Raw genomic sequence first — 21,805 nt, 5'->3', positions numbered from 1 at the left:
TCGTATCAATCCGGTTGAGTGTGCGCGGCACTAAAGGTGTCGAAGGTGCCAGAGGTGCCGAGGGTCGCAAATGTGGCGGCATTGCCCGACGCGCGGATCACGTCCACCCACGCCTGCACGCTGGCGCGCGCCGCATCGACCGCGGTTTCGTCCGCCGCTACGCGTTGCCGGCGCGTGTCTTCGAGCTGGAACAGGCTCACCGCGCCTGCCCGCCATTGCGACTCGGTCGCCGCCAGCGTGGCCTGCGCGGCATCCTGGGCGCGCGCCGCCGCAGCGAGCCGCTGGCTTGCATGGGCCTGCGCCGAAAGCGCGTTTTCAATGTCTTGTGTCGTCGTGCGAACGGTCTCGCGCAAGTTGCCGAGCGCGGCAAGGTAGCGCGCGGTCGCCGCGTCGACCGACGCTGCGCCCCGTCCGCCATCGAAGATCGGCGCGCTGACCGCCGGCATCAATGACCACGCCAGATAGGACAGCGTGGACCCGGACGCGCTGATCCAGTTGCCGGTGAGCGCCGCCGTCAGATTGAAAACCGGCAGCCGGTTGGCGCGAGCAACGCCGATTTCGGCGTAGGTCGCCGCCGCTTCGCGCTCGGCGGCGATGACGGCCGGATGGCGGGCCAACACGGTTGCCGGCAGGCTTAGCGTCGCTTGCGGAACTTTAGGAAACCCAAACGAATCGTCGCTGTGCCCCGGCGGCACAGAAGCAGCCTCGCCGAGGCGCGTGTCCAGCTCGGCGGCGCTGAGTCCTGTGAGTTCGACGAGCGCATCCCTGTCCTGCACACAGGTTTCGTCCTGGGCGACGAGGTTCGTCTGAGCGGCAGCCAGTGAACTCAGCGCGCGGCTTTCGTCGACCGGTGCGGCAAATCCCAACGCGACTCGCTGGCGCGTGAGCACGAGGTCGCGCTCCTGTGACTCGATATCGAAGCGTCTGACGTTCAGCACGGCCCGGCATGCACGTAGCGATGTCGTGGTGCCCGCCACCTGTGCCGCCAGCAGAAGCCTGGCTGCGGCGGCATCCGCCGTGCGGGCGGTAAGCCGGCTGCTGGCAGCTGCTTGCGCCTGCCGCAAGCGGCCGAACACATCGATTTCCCAGGCTAAAGTCGGCCCGCCGGTGACTTCCGACCCCACGATCGTGTTGCCACCGCTGCCAATGCCGCCGCCCCCGCTTTGAACGCGAGCGCGCAGCGCGTTCCCGCTGACGGAAACCTGTGGCCGGCTTTGAGCGGTCTGGATGCCCAGCGTCGCACGTGCCTCGTCGAGATGCGCGGCGGCAACGGCCAGCGACGGGCTGCTCTCAAAGGCTGCTTCGATCAAGCCATCGAGTACCGGGTCAGCCAGCGCTGTCCACCATTGTTCTTCAGGAGGCAGGGTAACCGGCGCGCGAGCCTGCAGGTTCGCCCAGTCCGGACGAACCTCGAGCGCGGGCGGCACATAAGGGGGCTGCACCGAACATGCATCGAGTACGCTGCAGATGAGCCCCACGGCCATCCCCCGTCTGGCAGCGCTTCGCTGGCGGTTAGAAGGCACACGTGCGCCTGGGCGTGAAGCGCCGCTTGGCGATATGGCCGGCAGCGGGTGTGCATGCAGTCGCCGGCCTTTCGAGATCGAGCAGGTCAGTCATTGAAAAGTCTCAACGGGGTTGCGGTAGTGCGATTCGAGCTCGGCGGGCCGGATCGTGCACCCCTTGAGCCGCGTCGCTGCAGTACGTGCCGCGATCGTGCAGCCAGGCGACTTACCTGACACTTACCGTCCGGATCGCGCCGCCTGCTCCGATCAGAGCGATTCACGCCGTGTTAGCGGTAAGGGATCGCAAGGTAATTGGTAAGTGGCCGGTAAGTGTTCCGGTCGCACCATCGAATCGACTGTCCTTTGCCACGGCCACTGCGCCGCATGGTTAGTACCCCTTTTGTCATTCCTGTACCGGGAGTCCCGCGATGAAAAGGCGCGATCTGAATACTTTGGCGCTCGCCGCCACGGTGCTTCTTTCACCGGGATGTGCGACGGGGCCCGGGCGCACCGCCGGCGACCCGCTCGAACCGACGAACCGGACCATTTACTCGTTCAACGACAAAGTCGACACCTATGTGGCCAAACCAACCGCGAAGGCCTATCAAAAGGTGATGCCGTCACCGGTGCAAACCGCGGTACGCAACTTCTTCTCCAATCTTGGCGATATCGGCAACTTTGCCAATGACCTGCTGCAGCTGAAAGCGACGGACGCGAGCGAGGATGTGGTGCGCTTTGCGTTCAACTCCACTCTGGGGATCGGGGGTCTGATCGACTGGGCGACGCCCGCGGGGCTGCCCAAGCATCATCAGGATTTCGGGCTGACGCTTGCTCACTACGGCGTACCGATCGGGCCGTATCTGGTGTTGCCGTTGTTCGGGCCGAGCAGCGTGCGGGACGTGAGTAACGTCGCCGTCGACAGCTTCCTCAACCCGTTCGCGGCAGCACCGGTTGCTGTCCAGGCATCTGTGACCGGCACCCGCTTTGTCAGCGCCCGCGCCGATCTGCTGAACGCGTCGAATCTGCTCTCGCAGGCGGCGATCGATCCCTATTCGTTCACTCGCGACCTCTACCTGCAGAGGCGCCGCATGCTCTCGACGAAATCCGGCGACGCCGACAAGTTGCCGGACTACGCGGATCCCTCGCTTCAATAGCTGCACGGCCGACGCATGACGGTCTGCGCAGCTCACCGGTAAGTGTCGAGTAAGCCATGCGCGTCCAGCATGAAGACCTGGTTCATCTGACTTTGGGAGCGTGTCCATGAAAGCCAGTACTGCGACCGCGCTGCGCGCCAACCTCGTGCTCTGTTCGGTTTCGATAGCTATCGCAGTTGCCCCCTGCATCAGTCTCGCGTCGCTGATCAGCCTGTTCGACGACAGCATGCCTACATTGCCTTACCAGGGCAGCATTTTTCTGCTCGCAGCCCTGATCATGCTGGTGCTGCGCTGGGGCGCACGGCGAGCGTTCGATGCAGCGAGGCAAGCGCATAAGGTTCAACTGATCGAAAAGCACGGTCTCGAAGCATGGATTGACGATGACTGCCCCTTTGCGTGGCTGGTCCAGATGCACGTTGAACTGCATGGCCATCAATGTATCAATTGACAATGGACGTCAGCATGAAAAGTCTCGGTTATTGGCTGCTGCTCGGTTTGCTGCGGCTACTGTCGGTTCTGCCGTACGCGCTGGTTGCGAGAGCCGGCAACGCGCTTGGCGCCGCGCTGTACACGCTGCCGAGCCACCGTAAGCACGTGGTGCTCGTCAACCTGCGCCTGTGCTTTCCACTGAAGACCGAACGCGAGCGCGAAGACCTCGCGCTCGCGCATTTCCAGCACGTCGTGCGCAGCTACCTGGAGCGGGGCTTTCAGTGGTTCGGCAGTTTGCGCACGATCGAGCGGCTGGTCGAGATGGACAGTCGCATCGATCTGCACGATCCGCACGCGCCGCCTACAATATTCATGGGCTTTCACTTCGTCGGAATCGAGGTAGGTTGCATGCTGTATTCCTCGCGTCTGCCGGTCGCCGCGCTCTACACGCGCATGTCGAACACGCGTGTCTGCGCGCTCGCACGGCGTCAGCGCGGACGGTTCGGCGCAGACATGATCGAACGCAGCGCGAGTGCGAAACATGTTGTCAGGCTGCTGCGCTCAGGCGTTCCCGTGATGCTGGCGGCGGACATGGACCACGGAACAACGGGTTCGGTGTTCGCGCCGCTCTTCGGTGTGCCGGCCTGCACGCTCACTTCCGTGTCACGTCTCGCGAAGTTAGGCGGTGCGCGCGTCGTGCCCTTTGTAACCGAGGTATTGCCCGCATTTCGCGGCTACAAACTGACCATCTTCGATCCGCTCGAAAACTTTCCCGCGGACAGCGAAACGCTCGACGCACGCACGATGAACGCGTTTCTTGAAGGGCAAATCCTGCGCCTTCCCGACCAGTACTACTGGGTCCACAGGCGCTTCAAACACCGCCCGGCAGGCATGCCCGAGGTCTACTGAAAATGTGCGACGGCTATCGGGTCGGTACTGTCGTGTGAATCCACCCAGAGAGCGCTACATGGCCGCATTGTTCCCCGACACCGCCCCGCCCCGCTCGATTCTCGTGATCTGTACCGGCCGTATCGGCGACGTGTTGCTCAGCACCCCTGCGGTGCGCTCCCTGAAAGCGCGTTGGCCCGATGCGCAAATCGATATGCTGGTGTTCGAAGGCACCGGCGAGGTGCTGGAAAACAATCCCGACATCAGACGTATCGTCTGTATAACGCCTCATGCGAAGCCGACTGAGCGTGTTGCAGATGTCCGCAAAATCTGGCGCAAATACGATCTCGGATGCTCACTGCGAACGTCCAGCCTCGCCAGTTTTCTTTGCTGGATGGCAGGACGCAAGCGAATCGGCATCGTCGCGCCAGCTCGCAAAAGCTGGCTCAAAAGGTTGATGCTGAGCCGCTTTGTGATCGAGCGTGGTCACAGCGTGCACACTGTCCAAAGCGGTGTGTCGCTGATGGCCTTGCTTGGCATCACGCCCTGCTTTGAAGTCGTCCCGCCCGCGGTACTGAATCAGCCGGCGCAGCTCGAACAACTGGATCTGCTGCTCGCGTCCACCAACGGCAAGCCCTACGCGGTGGTGCACATGTATCCGCGGTATACCTACAAGATGTGGCATGCCGAAGGTTGGATCGCCGTGCTGGCGTTCCTGCACGCACGCGGCTATGCCGTTGTGCTGACAGGCGGCCCGGCGGCAGCTGAAGTGGCGTATGCGCGCGATATTGGTGAGCAGGCGGGAAGCGACACCGTCAATCTGGTGGGAAAGCTAAGCCTCGCTGCAACCGCCGAAGTGATTCGGCGCGCGCGGCTCTTCGTGGGCCCCGATACCTCGGTCTCGCACATCGCGGCTGCGACCGGCACCCCGACCCTCGCCCTGTTCGGCCCATCGAATCCGGTTCGCTGGGGACCCTGGCCGAAGGGCTGGACCGGCAGCAGCCCCTGGATGACCTCCGGTTCGGGGCGGCGAGGCAACGTCTATCTGCTTCAGGGAACCGGCGCGTGTGTGCCCTGCAAGCTGGAGGGCTGCGAAGCCCACATTCACAGTTGGAGCGATTGCCTGTTGACGCTGGACGCAAATAGGGTGATAGATGCAATGACAGAGTTGCTGGGTATTGCACCCGACGCACCCGACCGGCGACGCCGCATTCCAATCGTCGCCCAGTCCTTTGCCGACGCGCGCCGTGGGACGGCCAGTGTCGGTGAACGTCCGGGGCAATCAAATCCTGACCCTTCTCTGGAGATCACGTTATGACCGCCCTTCGTTTTGCCATGCCCCTTATCCTGGTCACTGCCGCGTGTTCGCCGGCGTGGCCGGATGCCAGCGGTCATCTCGCGCATACGGCGCACCCCGATACGCTTGTGCCCACGCCAGCCGCCGTGACCGGCCAGAAATACACCGCGCCGCCCGCGAATGCGCCAATCATTAGCGTCGGGGTGAGCGATCCCGACACGCAGCTGATCCTGCCGTGGTTCCTCACCGATATCATCAATGCGATCAATACGCGGACGTCAGCCGGCGATTTTCTGCGCACGGTCGGGCACGACATGTAGCCTCTTGTCTGCACAACCGGAGCAGGCGTCGACACTTGCGTCCCAAGCTGACCGCCCCAGCCCTGTCATTGCTGAGGCGGTCGTCGCGCTGGTCCGCCGGAAGACGCCCCACACCGGAAAGACTAGTGGGTGGAGAACACCGAAATGCCGCCGTTAGGGAAACCTCCCGCGCCTGACTGGAAGGGCACATACACTTGCCCGAGCGTGCTGTCGATGGCGACGGAGTGCGCGCCGTTGCCCACAGGAATCGTAAAGATCAGTTGCCGCGACGCTCCATCGACGATGCCCATCTGCGGGTCGAATCCCGACGCGGCAGCGGTACCACCTGCGACATAGTGCCGGGCCGGCAGGAAATAGCGGTTGGAGGCCGGATCGTAGTTGACCTGATCTACTCCGCCAAATGGCACGCTTGCGTGAATCGCGCCGCTCGTACGATCGAGGATCAGCGTGATGAGGGGGTTGCCGGCCGGCGGATCGCATCCAACGAGCACGTCGTTATTCGGGCCCAGCACGATCCCCGTCGGTCCGCATTTCCCTAACGGAAACGACTTGCTGACAGAAGGGCTTGCCGCTACCGCGGAGCTCGCGGTGATGACATCGAGTTCGCCGTCGGGGTTGGCTGAGGTCCCGTCATTGTTGATCAGGAAGCTCTTCGAGGCGGAATCGTATGTGCACGCTTCGAGCCCCGACGAACCGTTGAAAGGCAGCTTCGCCACTGGCGTTTGAGTCAGCGTGGAAATGAACGTGACGAACGGCGGCGAATCTCCGGGACTCGCGTACATCACGAGATGATCGTCGGGATCGTAGCAGCCTTCATCGACACGCGATCCGGAATTGCTGATGACGATTGTGTTGACCGTCTTTTGCGCAGCCGTATCGATCACCTTGACCGAGTCGACGTCGCCGACATAGATCGTATTCGTGCCGGTGATGCCCACGATTCCATCGGGCCCGGACTCATTTGTCGTGGCGCCGGCACCGATGAATGGCCCAGGGAGCTGCGCGATCAACGCGATCGATTTCGTGTCCACGACATCGATCGCTTTGTTGTTCCGGTCGGCAAGAAAGTACTTGCCGGCCTCCACGTAGCCGATGTCGAAACTGAATGGGGGGCTCGAAGCATTGGGTACTGCGATGTTCATCAGCAGCTTCGGCTGTGTCGGCGGATCGCTGACCTTATCTCCACCTCCGCAGGCGGCCAAGGTGACCACAGCGAGCAGCATCACGCTCATCAGACGCTTTTCCATCGATTTGTCTCCTACCCTTCTAATGGCCTGACCACCGGTCCAGGAATCGGCCTGTGTACTGGAATTTCTCGTCAGATTGATCGACGCCGTGCGTTACCGTTGGTGTGGAGGAACACGGCCCACACCTGATCGAGAGCGACTACGGTCAACGAACGATTTCTTAAGGATTCTTAAGAAATCGTTAACTGAAGAGATAGCCAGATTTCACATGGACGCTGCTGAGCGGCGCACGGATTGTGGCTATGGACCGGCTGTATGGCTCACACAATGGCGGCACGAGAAAGAATCGGAAAGTAAATCTTATTTATGATCTGCATTCAGTGTGCGCTATGCGTGTAATCGAACTGAAACATCGATGGCGCTCATTCACGCCGCTCATGTAATGTTTGCGGCGTGCGGAATTTTGTCTGGAGATGGAAGAGCGCTGGAGGGAGGTGAATCGTTGGTGCGGCGCGGCATGGGTGATAAAGCGCGACCGTCCCTTGTTCAACAGGATGGCCCTGGTTCTACACGCGAAAAATATTGTGCACGTTTTGATCTGGAATGAAACGTCTCTCAATGCCTTCCATAGAGAAGTCAAAAGAACGCCCGCGTAATGAGAAGTTATCTTTTAGAAAACTACGGTGTTCCCGCTTTTCCATGTTGCGATGTGGTTCGCTCTGGGTGGCGATCATTTCGCTCGACATGCGCAGCGATGCCACCAGGCGGGCGCGGCAGATGAACCCGGTTTTCGCCCCGCGATAGTCCGTCGCGCAGACCGGGCGAGTCGTCGGCTTCTGGCCCTATCAGCGCCGATCAACACTTGCATTTCTTAACAGTCTGTTACCAGATCTCTGGATGGAATCGGCGAGGGGAAATGCTATTCTTCGGGCCGAAAATCGGAAAAGACGCGTTTTTCACGTCACACGGTCGGCACGATCGGCGCAAGTGCATGAGCAGGCGCGATGTCCGGTCAATGGGCGGATACCGCCCCATCAGGGCTCACAACGGTAACGGGACGCCAGTCGATACGCGATTGGCCGGCGTCCTTCGAACAAAGAAAAGGTTTGCATATGTCGAAAAAACTCGTCCAGATTATTGCCATCGGAGCGCTTGCGGCGGCAGCGTCCCTGCCGGCTGTTGCCGGCGACATGAACAATGCCCTCGGCGGCGCGCTCGGCGGCGTTGCCGGCGCTGCAGTCGGCGGCGCACTCGGGGGCAGCACGGGTGCTGTGGTCGGCGGTGCGGTCGGCGGTGGCGCTGGTGGCGCAGTGACGTCGCACGGTCATGAGCGCACGGGCGCGATCATCGGCGGCGCGCTGGGTGGCGGAGCCGGCACTGCGGCAGGCAATGCGATGGGCGGGCGCACTGGCGGCCTGGTCGGCGCGGCCGTTGGCGGCGGCGCGGGTGCGGCGTTAGGTGGCAATATGTCGCGTAATGCGTATTCGAATGACTACGGTCACGGTAGCTATGGCGGCAAGCGTCACCACAGGCACCATCACCGCGAAGACTAAAACGATTCGACTGCGGTCTCGCCGGCGCTGTCACGCTTGGTCACCTCTTTATACAGGACCGACAGGAAGACAGCGCTGCGCTCATTGTGCCCAAGCAGCAACGCTTCAGTTTGGCAGCGCCGTGTAAAAACGCATCGTATTGCCGCCGCTCATTTCTTTTCCGTGTAGCCTGTTTCGCGGATACGTCACCGAAGTTTGGTACCGTCCTTTTCGACTCAGGCAGCATCACCACAAAGGATCAGCAGAAATGAGCCATATCCACTTCATTGGTGGCGAAAAAGGCGGCGTTGGCAAATCGCTCGTCGCGCGCGTGCTAGCCCAGCATTTTATCGACCGGAGCATGCCGTTCGTCGGCTTCGATACCGACAAATCGCATGGCGCCTTATTGCGCTTCTATGCCGATTTTGCCGCACCGGCCGTGCTCGATCAGCATGACAGTCTCGATCCCATCATCGAACACGCACTCGAGGATCCCGAGCGGCGCGTTCTGGTCGATCTCGCCGCTCAGACACAGCAGCCCCTCTCCCAATGGTTAGACGATGCGGACGTGATCGGTCTCGCGGAAGAGCATGGACTGAAGCTGACCTGGTGGCACGTGATGGACGCAGGACGCGATTCGGTCGATTTGCTACGGGAGTGGCTCGACCAGTTCGGCGGACGCCTCAAGCTTGTGCTCGTCCTGAATGAAATCCGCGGTGACCGTTTCCAGATTCTGGATGCGTCCGGCGAACGCGCCCGAGCCGAAGCGCTTGGCGCCAGCGTGATCTCCCTGCGCCGTCTGCCCGATACGACGATGCAGAAGATCGATCAGCAAAGCGCGAGCTTCTGGGCGGCAGTCAATCACCCCGATCGCGCCGCCAATGGGCTCGGCTTGCTGGAGCGGCAGCGCGTCAAGGTGTGGCTGCATCGCGTTTATGGCGAAATGGACAGGCTTGCTTTGTAGGCCGCTTTGTAGCCCGATAGGCGCGCACTAGCGCGAGTCCTTTCCGCAAACACCGGGGAAAAGCCGCGGTACGGGGCAATCTGCCCCGGTTCACGCCCCCAACAGCCGCTTCAGGCGCAATTCCTCGAAGTCCGGCTCCCCTTCCACAGACCAGGCATCGCCTGAGTCCACCCTATTCTGGCGAGAACAAATTCGCGCTATCTTTTCCTGAAGACTTCTGAAGGGCGCATGTGTGCCGCCACTGGCCTCCCGCTCAGTGCGACAATCCACGGTATCGGACCACGCGCGGTCCAGGACAGGCGCAATCAGGCAACCACCCCAGGAATCGTTGATGAAGCTGTCATTTGAGGTATTGGAAGTACTCGATGCAATCGATCGCACCGGTACGTTCGCGGAGGCCGCCGAACTTCTGCATCGTGTGCCGTCGTCGCTGAGCTATCTGGTGCAGAAGCTCGAGAGCGACCTCGAAGTCGCCCTGTTCGACCGGAGCGGCCGGCGGGCGAAATTCACGCACGCAGGACGGGTGGTGGTCGAGGAAGGCAGGCGTCTGCTGCAAGGCGCCGAAGAACTCGAGCTCAAGGCAAAACGCGTGCAACACGGCTGGGAATCGGAACTGCGCATCTGCATCGACGAGATCCTGCCTTTCGACGCGATCTGGCCGTACGTCCACGCGTTTTACGACATGAACATGGAGACGCGCCTGCGCCTGTCCCGGGAAGTGTTGGGCGGCACGTGGGATGCATTGATCACGCGGCGTGCCGACCTCGTGGTGGGCGCCGCGGGCGATCCACCCAACGTGCCCAATCTCGTCGCCCGCCCGATCGGTTCGATGCGCCATGTTTTCGTGGTGGCGCCCACCCATCCGCTCGCGGCGCTTCCTGATCCGCTGACCATGGAAACCGTCGCGCGCCATCGCGGCGCGGTCATCGGCGATACCTCGCGCGAATTGATGCCGCGCACCGTCGGCGCCGCCGCTACGCAGAATTGCCTGACGCTGCCCACGCTCGCCGGCAAACTCGCTGCGCAACTCGAAGGGCTCGCTGTCGGCACCATTCCCGAGTGCCTCGCGACAGCGCCTATCGCACGCGGCGAGCTCGTTGCCAAGCAGGTCTTCGGCATGCGGGAAGTAACACACTTTTATATGGCCTGGCGCGAAGACGAAACCGGACAGGCGATGCGCTGGTGGATCGATCGTCTCGATGCGCCCGATCTCGTGGAGCGTTTCGTCGGGCATCCGTACGCATGACGGCTGCCGGAACGTGTCAGGCGCCGATACAGGCCGGCCGGCGGTCCTCGTCGTCCACGGCGGCGATCTTTGCCTCCAGTTCGGCCAGCAAGGCCCGCCCGTCGCGAACATCCGGATCGGCCGGGTACCGGCTCAAGCGAGCAAGCGCTCGCGACAGCAACCTGCGCGCCTCACCCAGGCGGTCCTGCTCGATCCAGAGCCGCACGAGACTACTTGCGGCGCGCAACGCGAGAACCGCGGCGCCCTGCCGGCGCGCCGACTCCAGCGCGGTCGTGAACCACGCTTCGGCATCCGCGTCCCTCTGCAATGTGCGCATCACGTCCGCCTTCGCACGGCACAGCTCGGCGTAGTACCACCGCTCCCCCGTCTCTTCGCCATGCTGCAAGGCTTCGTCGATTGCGGCCAGCGCTTCTGCGTACTGTTCCGCACGCATCAGCGCGCGTGCGAACTGACATAGCAGCATCGTCAGCGGCGCCAGAAAGTCGATGTCGCGAAGTTCGTCCAGCGCGCTGCGAAATTGCGCCAGCCGGTAAGGCTGCTCGCCGGAAAGCGACAACAGATACTCGTCGTAGCATGCGCCGCAGGTGTGCCAGATCGATAGCGATACACGCGACGAGATACGCTTCAGCATCGCGAGCCCGCGTTCCGCCGCCGCGCGCTCGCCCGTGAGCAGCGCTAGCGGCACAAAAACGTCGCCGAGCACATAGCAGGTCACGAGTTCGAAATCGTGCTGAAGGGCAGCCTCCAACGCCTCCCCGGCAAGCCGCATCGCTCCTGCAGTGTCTCCCAGCGCCCACGTCACGCGCGCGAGCAGCGCCCGCGCGACGATGGCCTGGTCGAACCTGAAGCCGATCGTGTTCCACCGATGAGCAGTGGATACCCAGGCGCTCAACATCTCTTCGATCTTCTGGCGCGCCACGCGCTGCTCGCCGACGTAGTGCAGCGCGACGCCTTCCATGCGGCGGCCGATCAGCCTGTGCGTCGCATCGGTGAACTGGCAGCCCAGCGCTTCGAAGCGCCGCGCCACGACCAGCGCCTGACGCGCCTCGCCGCCCGCCTGATACGAGTGCCGTAGTCCGCACAACGCGCGCGATTCAAATCCGGCATGGCCCACAGCAACGGCAAGCGTCAACACTTCGGACCATGCGTCCAGCGTCTGCCTGGTCGGACCCTGCGTATAGACAAGCGCAGCCGCCCAGCTCGTCGTCAGCCTCAAGCGCGCTTCGGCCGGAAAGTTTGAAGCGTCTGCGCCACGCGCGGCATCGAGCGCGGCGCGCGCGCGGCTACGGCATTCGTCGACGAGTGAAAGATCGAACAGATACGGTACGACAATCGAGGCAAGCTCGACGCCGACCTCGCGATTGCCCGTGGCCGAAAAAGCCCAGTCGAGCGCGGCTCGCACATTGCCGATTTCACGCGTGAAATCCGCCAGACCTTCTTGCGGCGACGTCACCGATAGATCGTCGCGCGCGCGTTTGAAGCGCTCGCAGAACGATTTTGCGTGGGCCAGTGCGGCAGCGCCACGCTCGCCGTTGTCGTCGAGTCGCTGCAGCGCATAGGCACGTGTCGTTTCCAGCAGACGATACCTCGGTGAAGCGCTGCCGTCGGCGCGGATCACCAGCGACTTCGACACGAGGCCACTCAGCGCATTCAGCACTTCCGCCTGCGTGAGGCTGAGTTGCGCGCCGACGTAACAGGCCGAATCGAACGTGAACGCATCGACGAACATGCCGAGCCAGCGCAAGATGACACGTTCGCTGTTGTCGAGCAGACGGTAGCTCCAGTCGAGTGTCGCCTTCAACGTCTGATGGCGCGGCAACGCCGTCCTGTAACCTCCCGACAGTATCCGCAAGCGGTCGTCGAGGCGCGCCGCCAACACCTCGATGCCAAGGACCGCGGCACGCGCCGCGGCCAGTTCGATGGCGAGCGGAATACCGTCCAGATGCCGGCAGACCTCTCCGATCAGAAAAATGCTGCGCTCGTCGGACGAAAATTGCGGATCGGCAGCGCGAGCGCGCGTGAGAAACAGCTGGACCGCACTCGTCTCCAACACGTCATCGCTTGGGTTTCCGGGGCTGGGCACGTCGAGCGACAGAACTGGATAGACGACTTCGTCACGCGCCCGCAGCGCTTCGCGACTTGTCGCCAGCACCCGCATGCCCTCGCCGGCTGCCGCCAGCGCCTCCGCCATCGCGGCAGCTGCTTCGACCACGTGCTCGCAATTGTCCAGCACGATCAACAGGCGCTTGCCCCTCATTTCATGCGCGATATGCGCAAGCGAATGGCCGCTCGAAGAAATCTTCATGCCTAGCGCCATCGCGAGTGCGTCCAGCGCAAAACGCGAGTCCGACACCGGCGCAAGCGACACGAACGCCACACCATCAGGAAAGCGCGGCAGCATCTGTCTTGCCGCTTCGATAGCGAGGCACGTCTTGCCGATGCCGCCCGAGCCGACAAGCGTCACGATCTGCGCGGGTTCGATGGCGTCCAGCACGTCCGCGACGGCGCATTGCCGCCCCACCAATGCCGACACATGGAGAGGAAGATTGTGCGTATTTGACCGCTGTGTAGCGAGGGCGCCCTCGCCCACATCTACTATCTCAGCGCCCGCCGCCATCTTCATGCCGGTCATACGGTAGCCACGGCCCGGCACTGTCACGATGCGGTCGCGATCCGCGCCCAGCGCCTTGCGTATCGCCGCAACGTGCACCTGGAGGTTGTTTTCCTCTACGATCGTGTCGGGCCAGACGTGCCGCATGATCTCCTCCTTGGAGACCAGCGCCCCTTTGGCGGAAATCAACAATTCAAGGATGTCGAAGGCGCGGCTGCCGAGACGCACTGATTCGCCATGCGAGCGTATTTCGCGATGCTCGAGCGAAATATGAAGTTGTCCAATTTGAATCATCGCAAGCTCGCGAATCCAGGAGAGTGAATTGATTGAGCGACGGCTTTGCGTATGTCACGATCGTCTGTTCTATGGGTTTTCAGGTCAGGACGGACGCGTGGGCAACCGGACCCTGAAAAGCTCCACGAGCAGGATCTTATCTGGATCACCAGTTTGGGGAATACTACGGCAGTTCGTAGCCCGCAAATAGCGCAAATTTTTGATTGATCAAATCAAATTTTTTGAACCTTCGGTTATGTCTGCGCATCGGGACTGCGCCTGCATTGCACGGCTGGCTGTTTGCGGATCGCTCGCCAGTCTTTCCACTTTGCATCATGCGCGCCGGCTCGCCGGCGTTCGCAAAAACCAGGCAACACGGTAGCGTCCCGCGCCGCCGATCACGATCGTGCCGAACAGAATCAGCAGCATCCATGCGAACTGCGCCTGATCGAGCGTCCACTCAGGATGCACGAGCGTCAGCGCCATCAGCGTGATCACGATGATCGGCAACGCGGCGAGCCGCGTCGCGATGCCCGCGATCATCAGCACTGGACACAGCACCTCGGCGAAGATCGCAAAGCCTAGCGTCAGCGTCTTGCCGAGGTGCAGCGGGTCTTCGATCGCCGCCAGCTGACTGGCGTAGTGCATGGCCTTCGGCAGGCCGTGCACCATCAGCACCAGCACGCTGGCCGCGACACGCAGGAACAGCAGCGCGGCGTCGGCCGTGCATGACGGTACCGATGCGGGTGCCGGTGCCGGGTCAGAATCGAGGCGGTTCATCGAGGGCGCCCTGCCGTCCAAAACGCAAAGCAGCTGCAACCGAGCGCGGTGACGAACGAGCGCTGGCCGTCCTGCGTCACGATCCTGCCGTTGTAGATCACCAGATCCGCCACGCGTGCGGGTTGTACCGGCGCTTTCATCATCGCGCTCCTGTCAGTTTCGCCCGGCATGCTTCTGCCGGGCCACGATGCTCACGTAGATCGCGGGACGCACTTATGCGCCGCCCTGGATGATCCGTTGCCCCGCGCCCGGAACGCGCGGGATTCCACGATGTGACGCGCCGGCTTGAGACCAATGCGGCATCACGACCTGGGAAGCAGATTAGGGTGAGGGCGCGCTAAATGTCCTGACGACTGCCTTAAACGTTCTTAAACGTAGCCGCGGACACCGCGTGAGCGCGCACGGAACACTGGGACACCGGTTGTCGATGCCTGGGGGACCGGCGCTTTTAGCAGGATTTATGACCCGCTAAGGACTTTTAAGGTTGCCATGCGGCATCATCGCCTCACCGTCTTCAGATCTGTTGTGCCGATGTCGGAAGCTGTCCCACTGGATAGCGCGCAGGACCGGCCGGGGCCGTCGTGCGGTGCGGCAACTGAGCCCGGTCTGTGCGCTTTCCTGACGTTGCCTGGAAACGCACGTCATCTTGAAGGAGCCTTCTATGCCTTACGACCCGTGTTCGCCCGAGGCCTGCGCGGTCGCGGACGCAGGATCGCGTGGCCGGGGCACACAGCCATGAAGGCCATGTCCACATCCACGTGGCGCCTGCCAGGGGCAATCTGCGCAACCTTGCTTGGCGTGGCGTTCTTCTTCATCACCGCGGCGATGCATGCCGTCTTGCGGCTCTTCTCGTGATCATCGCCTGTCAAGTACGGATCGGCTCCTGCCATGAGTGACACTGCACGGCCGGCAGCGATGCCCGCTTCGCCTCCGCCCGCGCCGACGCTCGTGATGTCGCCGGCGCATACCCGCCTGCTGCTCGTAGGCCTTGGCCTCGCCACCGGGATGGAGTTCTATACGTTCGACAGCATGAACCTGGTGCTGGCGGATCTGACCGGCACGTTGGGCGTGTCCGCGGACGAAGCCAGCTGGCTGCTGACCGTCTATAGCTGCGCGCTGTTTCTCGGCGTACCCGTCTCGATCTGGATGGCTGGGCACTACGGCTACAAGCGCTTCCTGCTCTCGACCATCGTCGTGTTCGCGATCGCCTCGATGGGTTGCGCGATCTCTCCGGATCTCAGTTCGATGCTGATCTGGCGCGCCGTCCAGGGGCTGGCCGGGGCGGGTCTCGTCGTATGGTGGCGCGCGAGCATCTACGTGCTGATGCCCAAACCGCAGCGCAGCCCGTCGCTGATGAAGGCTTCCACGTTGCTCTATCTGTCGAGCGCGGCAGGGCTTCTGGTCAGCGGCTATATCACGGACCATTTCAACTGGCGCCTGATCTTCCTGCCGAATCTGCTCTATGCAGCCGCCGCGATATGGCTGCTGGCCCGCTACTTCCCGACACTCCCGCCGCCCGCCTCAGCGCGCGTGGTCAGCACCGACTGGCTCGGCATTGCTCTTCTCGCAACGGCGCTGATCTCGCTTCAGATCATCCTCAATCGCGGCGAGATCGACGACTGGTTCGGATCGCTACATATTCGCGTGCTCGCCTGGACGGGCGGCACGGCCCTGCTTCTGTTCGTCGTCTGGCAGGCGAGTCCGGCGAATCGAACGCCGCTGCTCTGGCTCGGTCTGCTGCGTGACCGCTACGTGTTGTCGTCCGCGTTGATCGGTGTCTTCACCGGCATGATCCTGTCGGGCAGCCTGTTCGTTCTGCCCGAGTTTCTGCGCAATCTCTCGACCCATACCCATAGCGCGACCCAGACCGGGCAGATCATCTGCATCTATGCGTTGACCGCAGCCGCCATCCGGCCGCTCATGGTCGGCCTCATCGCGCGAATCGGCCAACGCAAGACGATCGTGATTGCTCTCGTCATGCTGATCGCGTCGATGGTTCTGTTCAATCGCCTGCTGACGACGGACACGCCTGGTTATTACTATGTGGTTCCGCTGATTCTTTACGCCTGCTGCCTGTCCCCGTTGTTGCCGGCGGTGGGCAGCGGCACGGTGGCAAGAATCGAGCAGAACAAGCTGCTCGACGGCGTCTCCCTTTACATGACCTTCCGGCAGTTCGGCGCTTCGCTCGGGGTCGCGCTGCTGACCATTCTCATCGGGCATCGCGAGACGCTTCATTCATCGCGCCTGTTCGAACACCTTCGCCACGACAATCCCGTGACGCGAGACTGGCTCTCTTCGGTGAGCGCAACGCTGGTCGCGCGCGGCGGCTATACCCCCATCGAGAGCCAGCGCGCAGCACTAAGCGTTCTCGCCGAAGCAGGCACACACCAGGCCGCCACGCTCGCCTACGCGGATGCGTTCGCCTTCATGGCGGTCGTCGGTGTCATCGCGCTATGCCTCGTTCCCATCATTCCGCCGACCCCGGTGGCCAAAAAATAAGGAGCGCGGCCATGAAAACAGTGTCTCTTCCAACCCCTATCCATTTGCGCGGCCGGAGGCAGCGATGAGCGAAGCACCACCGGTTCAAAAACCGGCAACCACGCCGCCGCCCGTCATTGCACCTGCTCCGCCCCCGCCGCCCGCCAATCGACGCGGGCTGATTCTCGGCATACTCGCGCTGATCGTGCTGCTGGCAATCGCCGCGTATTTCCTGGTGCCGGACCTCTACGAGAAGCAGACGGACGACGCCTATATCGACGCGCATCTCGTCTCGGTCATCCCCAAGGTCCCGGCTTACGTGCAGACACTGCATGTCAACGACAACAGCAAGGTGACGGCCGGCGATCTCCTCGTCGAACTCGACCCGCGCGACTACGTCGTTCAGGTGGACCAGGCGCGCGCCAACGTCGCGGCGGCCGTTGGCAAGCTGGAAGAGGCGCGCAATCAGGTCGCGGTGGCCGACGCCAATACCGGCCAGCAGCAGGCGGAGCTTGAAGTGGCCCGAGCGAATGCGAAGCTTGCCGGCATCAACCTCGCACGGCTGCAATCCGTCGCCGATGTGCGCGCCGTGTCGTCGGAGCGGGTCGACGAAGCGAAGTCGGCCGCCGACGGTACACGCGCCTCTGTTACCGCGGCCCAGGTCAAGGTCGACGCGTCACAAGCGCAGGCGAAGCTTGCGCGCTCCCAGGTCAAAACGGCGGAGGCCGCCGTCGCCCAGGCTCAGGCCTCGCTGGAGCAGGCGACGCTCAACCTGTCGTACACCAGAATCTACGCAACCGAGTCCGGCAGTGTCGCGAACAAGAGCGTCGAACAGGGCAACTTTGTGCAGCCCGGGCAGACGCTGTTGTCGGTCGTCCCGGACAAGCTCTATGTGACCGCGAACTACAAGGAGACACAGTTGACCCACGTGCGACCGGGCCAGCAAGTCACGGTCCTCGTCGATGCGTTTCCGGACCTGCGGCTTCGCGGTCACGTCGACAGCATTCAACGCGGGACCGGCTCGCACTTTGCGCTCCTGCCGCCGGAAAATGCAACGGGCAATTTCGTGAAGGTGGTACAGCGGGTGCCGGTGAAAATCGAACTCGACAACCCTGGGGAAGCACTTAAATTGATCTCGCCGGGCATGTCTGTCGAGACGGAAATCTTCGTGAGGGAGCGCCCGGCATGGCTTGGCTTCTGGAACTAGCGGCAGCGCGGCCAGCGGGGCTTCCTCTTTACCGGCGGCGCCATGTCGCCGTCATCGCCGCTATCGCCGCGGCATGGGCAGGGCTCCTCGCGGGTTGCACCGTGGGGCCCGACTATGTGCCGCCGAAACCGGCCATGCCGGCGAGTTTTACGGAACATACGGCCTCGGCAACGAGCGCCACGCAAGGACCGCAAACATCGAACGATGCCTGGTGGCAAGGCTTTGGCGACGCGACGCTCAACTCGCTCATGGCAGACGCGCTACGCTCCGCTCCGGACCTGGCTATTGCCGAAGCACGCATACGCGAAGCGCGGGCCTTGCGCAGTATCGCTGGAGCAGATCAATACCCGAGCGTCGACGTCGGCGCCAAATACGACCGGACCCATGGCAGCGCCAACGTGCCGGTCGGCGTACCGCCTGGCGGTCTCGGTCCGGGCGCCAACGGCAATCTATGGCAGGCCGGGTTCGACGCGTCATGGGAGATCGACGTATTCGGCGGCAAGCGACGCGGCGTCGAGGCCGCTGACGCGTCGTATCAGGCCGCCGTGGCGGACCGCGGGGATGTCGAGTTGACGCTGCTCGCAGAGGTCGCCCGCAACTACATCGAATTGCGTGGCGTGCAGCGGCAACTCGCCGTCGCCCGCAGCAATCTGTCGATCCAGCAGGACTCGCTATCGCTGACCCGCTCGCAATTCGATGCGGGGCTGGCCTCGCGTCTCGACGTGCTGCGTGCGCAGGCGCAAGTCTCGGATACCGAAGCCGTCGTTCCGACATTCGAGGCGAATGAACGCGCATCCATTTATCGAATCGGTGCGCTGATCGGTCATCCGCCGGAACAACTGCTCGCCCAGCTGGATACCCCACAAGCGATTCCTTCGGCGATCGAGGATGTGCCCGTTGGTCTTCCGTCCGACCTTCTGCGCCGCCGGCCGGATATCCGCGCCGCCGAACGCCGGATTGCCGCCGCGAACGCCCGCATCGGCGTCGCTCAAGCCGATCTTTATCCGCACTTCTCGCTGACCGGGGTTGCGGGTCTGGAGAGCCTGAATGCGTCGACTTTTCTAACCGCGCCGAGCCGCTATTTCTCGATCGGACCGAGCATCAACTGGCTGATCTTCGACGCCGGCAAGGTTCGCTTCGAAATGCGCGCTGAAGAAGCGCGGACCGGTCAGGCCGCCGCCGCGTACCAACGGACAGTTCTCGGCGCGCTGCGGGATGTCGAGACTGCGCTCGTGTCTTATGCGCAGTCCAAGGTACGGCACGAGAGGCTGGCGGCCGAGGTCACTGCCGACCGGGAAGCCGTGACCATCGCGACGCGACTCTATAAGCAAGGTCTCAACGACTTCCTCTCCGTACTCGATGCCGAACGCTCGCTGTATGCCGCCGACGACAAACTCGCGCAAAGCGAGCGCGACACGGCGCTCGAACGCGTTGCGCTTTACAAAGCGCTGGGCGGCGGCTGGCAGGCAGAAGGCGATGCCGCAGATATACAAGCTGCCGGGGTAGACCTCCGGCAACGTCAATCGCCTTAATCGTCTTCGCAAGACGCTATTGCAAGCGAGTACGGTCACGCCCGAGGTGGGCAATAAGTCCAAACGGGCGATGCCGGCACACTAAATCGAGCGAGCCGCTGCCGACTCCAGCGCCATCCTGCGACGCGCGCTAGCAAGCCCGGCGACAGCGGTTCCAATCCCCAACACGAACAAACAGGCGGTCGGCACCAGCATCGGCGCGACGGGGCTATGAGCCACCTTGCCGACATAAGGCATCAGGTTCTGACCGGCGAACCCGCCAAGGTTGCCGATTGCATTGATAGCCGCGACGCTCGCCGCAGCTCTCGCGCCCGTGAAGAACCGCGGGGGAAGCGACCAGAAGCACGGGTACAGCAACGGAATGCATGCTCCCCCCAGGCACAGGGCGGCGAAGCGCATCGAGGCGCTCGGCAATACAAGGCTCGACGCGAAGCAGACCACCCCGATTCCCGCCACCAGACTCATTGCCTTCAGAACGACGCGCTCGCGCTTGAGCTTTCCGGGAAGCCAGAGCAGAAGCAGCGTTGCGAGCGCCCATGGAATCATGTTCAGAACGCCATTGAGCGACGACGACACGCCATCGCTTTTCAGAAGCGTCGGCATCCAGTAGGTCACGCCGTACAGCGAAGTCGACATCAGCATGTACGTCAGCGCGAACATAAGAACCTTCGGGTCGAGCAGCGCGCCCCAAGGCCGTGTCCCCTTCGCCTCAACCGACTCTTCACGTTTGAGCGCGGCAATAACGACGTCCTTCTCCCCTTGTGAAAGAAACGGCGCGTCCTTCACCGAATCCGGTAGAAACTTGAGCGCGACAAATGCAATCAGGATGGCCGGAATGCCCGTCGCGATGAACACCCATTGCCAACCTGCGAATCCCCACGTTCCGCCGAGCGTGAGCAGAAGACCGCCAATCAGCGAGCCGAGCATGTTCGCCAGCGAACTTCCCAGCGTGAAGAACCCGAGCACCTTGGTGCGGTAACTCTGCGGAAACCATTGGGTGAGGTAGTAGATGACGCCGGGATAAAAACCTGCCTCGGCGACACCCAATGCGAAGCGAAACGAATAGAAGACCGGTAGCGACCGGGCGAACGCCATCAAAACCGTGACGATCCCCCAGGTAATCATGATTCTTGCAAGCCATGTCCGCGCACCGAAGCGATGAAGCGCAAGCGTGCTAGGCACTTCGAAGAGGAGATAGCCGATGAAGAATAGCGACGCCCCGAGACCGTATGACGCTTCCGTCATGCCGAGGGCATGCACCATCTCCAGCTTGGCAAAGCCGACGTTCTGGCGGTCGATGAACGAAATGAGAAACATGATGATCAGCAACGGCATCAGCCGCCACGCCATCTTTTTCATGACCTGCTGCTCAAATCCTGTCGGTGTAGACATGGTCTGCTCCAGTTTCCTCGCTGGCCGACTGCGACCATCCCGTCATGGAGCGGCAGTCGCTACGTCGGCGAAATCAGCCAAATTGATGTAGTCATATATATGTTTGTATGAATTTGAAATGCGCGCTATGAGGTGATACCCGCACCCGGTGCGGGACGGCATCGAAACACCGCCCTCGTCTTGAAGGCGGTTTTGCCGCTCAGCGGATTTCGACCTGATACTGGAAAGTGGCGGCGCCGCCGCGTGTGCTGCGCCATTCAAACGGCGTCCCGGCAAAGTCCGACGCGACGCGGTGAACCAGAATCACGGGGCTGCCGGCCGGCACGCCCAGAAGCGATGCATCGTCGGACGTGGCCTGTTCCACGTTGAGAATTTCCGTGGCGGACGCCACAATCTGCCGGCAGAGCCGCTCGTATAGGGGGTACAGCAGGTCCTCAAAATCCTCGAGCGGCAAGGTGGCCAGTGGCTCGAAGCGGGCGCGAGGCAGCCAGATTTCCTCGGACAGGACAGCTTGCCCTTCGATCAGCCGGACGCGTGACAGATGAATCGCCTTCTCGGAAGCTTTCATCCGCAGCGTTGCCCGAATCTCCTCGCTGGGCTTGACCACTTCGCGTTTAAGCACGCGCGCAGTCGGCCGCACTGGTTCACCCGTACGCGACTTGAAACGGAAGAAGCGAAACAGCGATGAATCAAAGCGGGGCCGGCGAACAAACGTTCCCTTGCCCTGGCTGCGCGTGAGCACACCGTCGACAACCAGCAAATCGATTGCCTTACGCACCGTACCAGTGGATACGTTATAGAACTCACCAAGCTCCGCCTCTGTAGCGATGGCTTCTTCAGGCGCCCATTCCCCCGCGGCAATCCGGCTGACAAGGTCGTCCCGCAATTGCTGATACCGAGGCAATCGACCATCTGGCTTGGTCAGGAAAGACGACGCATTCATGGATTCATATAGTTGTTCACAGGAGCTACCACTGTACCGCATCCGAAACCGGCGAGTTATCGAGGGTTAA

18 protein-coding genes are annotated in these 21,805 nt (G+C 62.4%); 11 read left to right on the top strand and 7 right to left on the bottom strand.

Translation table 11 applies throughout. The annotated features are described in order from the left end of the window. Nucleotides 1-5 precede the first annotated feature (5 nt). The gene (locus WN982_RS26975) at nt 6-1,478 is read right to left on the bottom strand and encodes an efflux transporter outer membrane subunit (RefSeq protein ID WP_341318652.1); all 1,473 of its coding nucleotides are present in this window, start codon (nt 1,476-1,478) and stop codon (nt 6-8) included. A 476-nt stretch (nt 1,479-1,954) separates the two neighbouring features. On the opposite strand from WN982_RS26975, the gene WN982_RS26970 reads away from it, so the two are divergent. The 5 genes from WN982_RS26970 (at nt 1,955) to WN982_RS26950 (ending at nt 5,590) form a co-directional block, all read left to right on the top strand. Continuing rightward, nucleotides 1,955-2,656, top strand: coding sequence for a VacJ family lipoprotein (locus WN982_RS26970; protein WP_341318651.1), 702 nt, complete (start codon nt 1,955-1,957; stop codon nt 2,654-2,656). 106 nt (nt 2,657-2,762) lie between these two features. Continuing rightward, on the top strand, nt 2,763-3,104 hold the full coding sequence (locus WN982_RS26965) for a hypothetical protein (RefSeq protein WP_341318650.1): 342 nt from the start codon (nt 2,763-2,765) through the stop codon (nt 3,102-3,104). Nucleotides 3,105-3,118: 14 nt separating this feature from the next. Then, nucleotides 3,119-3,994, top strand: coding sequence for a lipid A biosynthesis lauroyl acyltransferase (locus WN982_RS26960; protein WP_341318649.1), 876 nt, complete (start codon nt 3,119-3,121; stop codon nt 3,992-3,994). Nucleotides 3,995-4,052: 58 nt separating this feature from the next. Next, nucleotides 4,053-5,291 (top strand): putative lipopolysaccharide heptosyltransferase III, encoded by a 1,239-nt coding sequence (rfaQ, locus tag WN982_RS26955; protein ID WP_341319434.1) that lies wholly within the window; start codon nt 4,053-4,055, stop codon nt 5,289-5,291. Beyond that, complete coding sequence (locus WN982_RS26950; RefSeq protein ID WP_341318648.1) at nt 5,288-5,590, top strand: hypothetical protein; 303 nt, start codon at nt 5,288-5,290, stop codon at nt 5,588-5,590. The genes rfaQ and WN982_RS26950 overlap by 4 nt, the downstream gene beginning before the upstream one ends. A gap of 122 nt (nt 5,591-5,712) precedes the next feature. Here WN982_RS26950 and WN982_RS26945 read toward each other — a convergent pair whose 3' ends face one another. Then, entirely contained in the window at nt 5,713-6,837 is a 1,125-nt protein-coding gene (locus WN982_RS26945) for a hypothetical protein (protein WP_341318647.1), read from the bottom strand. A gap of 1,052 nt (nt 6,838-7,889) precedes the next feature. Between WN982_RS26945 and WN982_RS26940 the strand changes: the two genes are divergently transcribed. The 3 genes from WN982_RS26940 to WN982_RS26930 all read left to right on the top strand — a co-directional run bounded on the left by WN982_RS26940 (nt 7,890) and on the right by WN982_RS26930 (nt 10,519). Then, on the top strand, nt 7,890-8,330 hold the full coding sequence (locus WN982_RS26940; RefSeq protein ID WP_341318646.1) for a hypothetical protein: 441 nt from the start codon (nt 7,890-7,892) through the stop codon (nt 8,328-8,330). Nucleotides 8,331-8,577: 247 nt separating this feature from the next. After that, nucleotides 8,578-9,273, top strand: coding sequence for a mobilization protein (locus tag WN982_RS26935; RefSeq protein WP_341318645.1), 696 nt, complete (start codon nt 8,578-8,580; stop codon nt 9,271-9,273). A gap of 331 nt (nt 9,274-9,604) precedes the next feature. Then, nucleotides 9,605-10,519, top strand: coding sequence for a LysR family transcriptional regulator (locus WN982_RS26930; protein ID WP_341318644.1), 915 nt, complete (start codon nt 9,605-9,607; stop codon nt 10,517-10,519). 16 nt (nt 10,520-10,535) lie between these two features. Here the strand turns inward: WN982_RS26930 and WN982_RS26925 are convergent, their stop codons facing one another. From WN982_RS26925 to WN982_RS26915, 3 genes are all read right to left on the bottom strand, one after another. Further along, nucleotides 10,536-13,424 (bottom strand): winged helix-turn-helix domain-containing protein, encoded by a 2,889-nt coding sequence (locus WN982_RS26925; protein WP_341318643.1) that lies wholly within the window; start codon nt 13,422-13,424, stop codon nt 10,536-10,538. A 312-nt stretch (nt 13,425-13,736) separates the two neighbouring features. Beyond that, a complete protein-coding gene (locus tag WN982_RS26920; protein ID WP_341318642.1) occupies nt 13,737-14,183 on the bottom strand; it encodes a DoxX family protein in 447 nt (148 codons plus the stop codon). Then, nucleotides 14,180-14,323, bottom strand: coding sequence for a hypothetical protein (locus WN982_RS26915; protein WP_341319605.1), 144 nt, complete (start codon nt 14,321-14,323; stop codon nt 14,180-14,182). The genes WN982_RS26920 and WN982_RS26915 overlap by 4 nt, the downstream gene beginning before the upstream one ends. 748 nt (nt 14,324-15,071) lie before the next feature. On the opposite strand from WN982_RS26915, the gene WN982_RS26910 reads away from it, so the two are divergent. The 3 genes from WN982_RS26910 (at nt 15,072) to WN982_RS26900 (ending at nt 19,400) form a co-directional block, all read left to right on the top strand. Beyond that, nucleotides 15,072-16,682 carry an MFS transporter gene (locus WN982_RS26910; RefSeq protein WP_341318641.1) on the top strand — a complete coding sequence of 537 codons (1,611 nt, stop codon included), beginning with the start codon at nt 15,072-15,074 and terminating at the stop codon, nt 16,680-16,682. A 64-nt stretch (nt 16,683-16,746) separates the two neighbouring features. Then, entirely contained in the window at nt 16,747-17,868 is a 1,122-nt protein-coding gene (locus WN982_RS26905) for an HlyD family secretion protein (RefSeq protein WP_341318640.1), read from the top strand. Continuing rightward, complete coding sequence (locus WN982_RS26900) at nt 17,847-19,400, top strand: efflux transporter outer membrane subunit (RefSeq protein WP_341318639.1); 1,554 nt, start codon at nt 17,847-17,849, stop codon at nt 19,398-19,400. Before WN982_RS26905 ends, WN982_RS26900 begins: the two co-directional genes overlap by 22 nt. 81 nt (nt 19,401-19,481) lie before the next feature. Here the strand turns inward: WN982_RS26900 and WN982_RS26895 are convergent, their stop codons facing one another. Beyond that, the gene (locus WN982_RS26895) at nt 19,482-20,792 is read right to left on the bottom strand and encodes an MFS transporter (protein WP_341318638.1); all 1,311 of its coding nucleotides are present in this window, start codon (nt 20,790-20,792) and stop codon (nt 19,482-19,484) included. A gap of 199 nt (nt 20,793-20,991) precedes the next feature. Further along, on the bottom strand, nt 20,992-21,735 hold the full coding sequence (locus WN982_RS26890) for a GntR family transcriptional regulator (protein ID WP_341318637.1): 744 nt from the start codon (nt 21,733-21,735) through the stop codon (nt 20,992-20,994). Between the last annotated feature and the right edge of the window lie 70 nt (nt 21,736-21,805).

The sequence above is a fragment of the Paraburkholderia sp. IMGN_8 genome, from assembly GCF_038050405.1.
Lineage (GTDB): Bacteria > Pseudomonadota > Gammaproteobacteria > Burkholderiales > Burkholderiaceae > Paraburkholderia.
This window is presented reverse-complemented; position numbering and strand designations above follow the sequence as displayed.

What these genes read in the sequence shown, in the direction of transcription:
- WN982_RS26965 (WP_341318650.1), top strand. Translation starts at nt 2,763, where the DNA reads ATGAAAGCCAGTACTGCGACCGCGCTGCGCGCCAACCTCGTGCTCTGT.
- WN982_RS26960 (WP_341318649.1), top strand. Translation starts at nt 3,119, where the DNA reads ATGAAAAGTCTCGGTTATTGGCTGCTGCTCGGTTTGCTGCGGCTACTG.
- rfaQ (WP_341319434.1), top strand. Translation starts at nt 4,053, where the DNA reads ATGGCCGCATTGTTCCCCGACACCGCCCCGCCCCGCTCGATTCTCGTG.
- WN982_RS26950 (WP_341318648.1), top strand. Translation starts at nt 5,288, where the DNA reads ATGACCGCCCTTCGTTTTGCCATGCCCCTTATCCTGGTCACTGCCGCG.
- WN982_RS26945 (WP_341318647.1), bottom strand. Translation starts at nt 6,837, where the DNA reads ATGGAAAAGCGTCTGATGAGCGTGATGCTGCTCGCTGTGGTCACCTTG.
- WN982_RS26940 (WP_341318646.1), top strand. Translation starts at nt 7,890, where the DNA reads ATGTCGAAAAAACTCGTCCAGATTATTGCCATCGGAGCGCTTGCGGCG.
- WN982_RS26935 (WP_341318645.1), top strand. Translation starts at nt 8,578, where the DNA reads ATGAGCCATATCCACTTCATTGGTGGCGAAAAAGGCGGCGTTGGCAAA.
- WN982_RS26930 (WP_341318644.1), top strand. Translation starts at nt 9,605, where the DNA reads ATGAAGCTGTCATTTGAGGTATTGGAAGTACTCGATGCAATCGATCGC.
- WN982_RS26925 (WP_341318643.1), bottom strand. Translation starts at nt 13,424, where the DNA reads ATGATTCAAATTGGACAACTTCATATTTCGCTCGAGCATCGCGAAATA.
- WN982_RS26920 (WP_341318642.1), bottom strand. Translation starts at nt 14,183, where the DNA reads ATGAACCGCCTCGATTCTGACCCGGCACCGGCACCCGCATCGGTACCG.
- WN982_RS26915 (WP_341319605.1), bottom strand. Translation starts at nt 14,323, where the DNA reads ATGAAAGCGCCGGTACAACCCGCACGCGTGGCGGATCTGGTGATCTAC.
- WN982_RS26910 (WP_341318641.1), top strand. Translation starts at nt 15,072, where the DNA reads ATGAGTGACACTGCACGGCCGGCAGCGATGCCCGCTTCGCCTCCGCCC.
- WN982_RS26905 (WP_341318640.1), top strand. Translation starts at nt 16,747, where the DNA reads ATGAGCGAAGCACCACCGGTTCAAAAACCGGCAACCACGCCGCCGCCC.
- WN982_RS26900 (WP_341318639.1), top strand. Translation starts at nt 17,847, where the DNA reads ATGGCTTGGCTTCTGGAACTAGCGGCAGCGCGGCCAGCGGGGCTTCCT.
- WN982_RS26895 (WP_341318638.1), bottom strand. Translation starts at nt 20,792, where the DNA reads ATGTCTACACCGACAGGATTTGAGCAGCAGGTCATGAAAAAGATGGCG.
- WN982_RS26890 (WP_341318637.1), bottom strand. Translation starts at nt 21,735, where the DNA reads ATGAATGCGTCGTCTTTCCTGACCAAGCCAGATGGTCGATTGCCTCGG.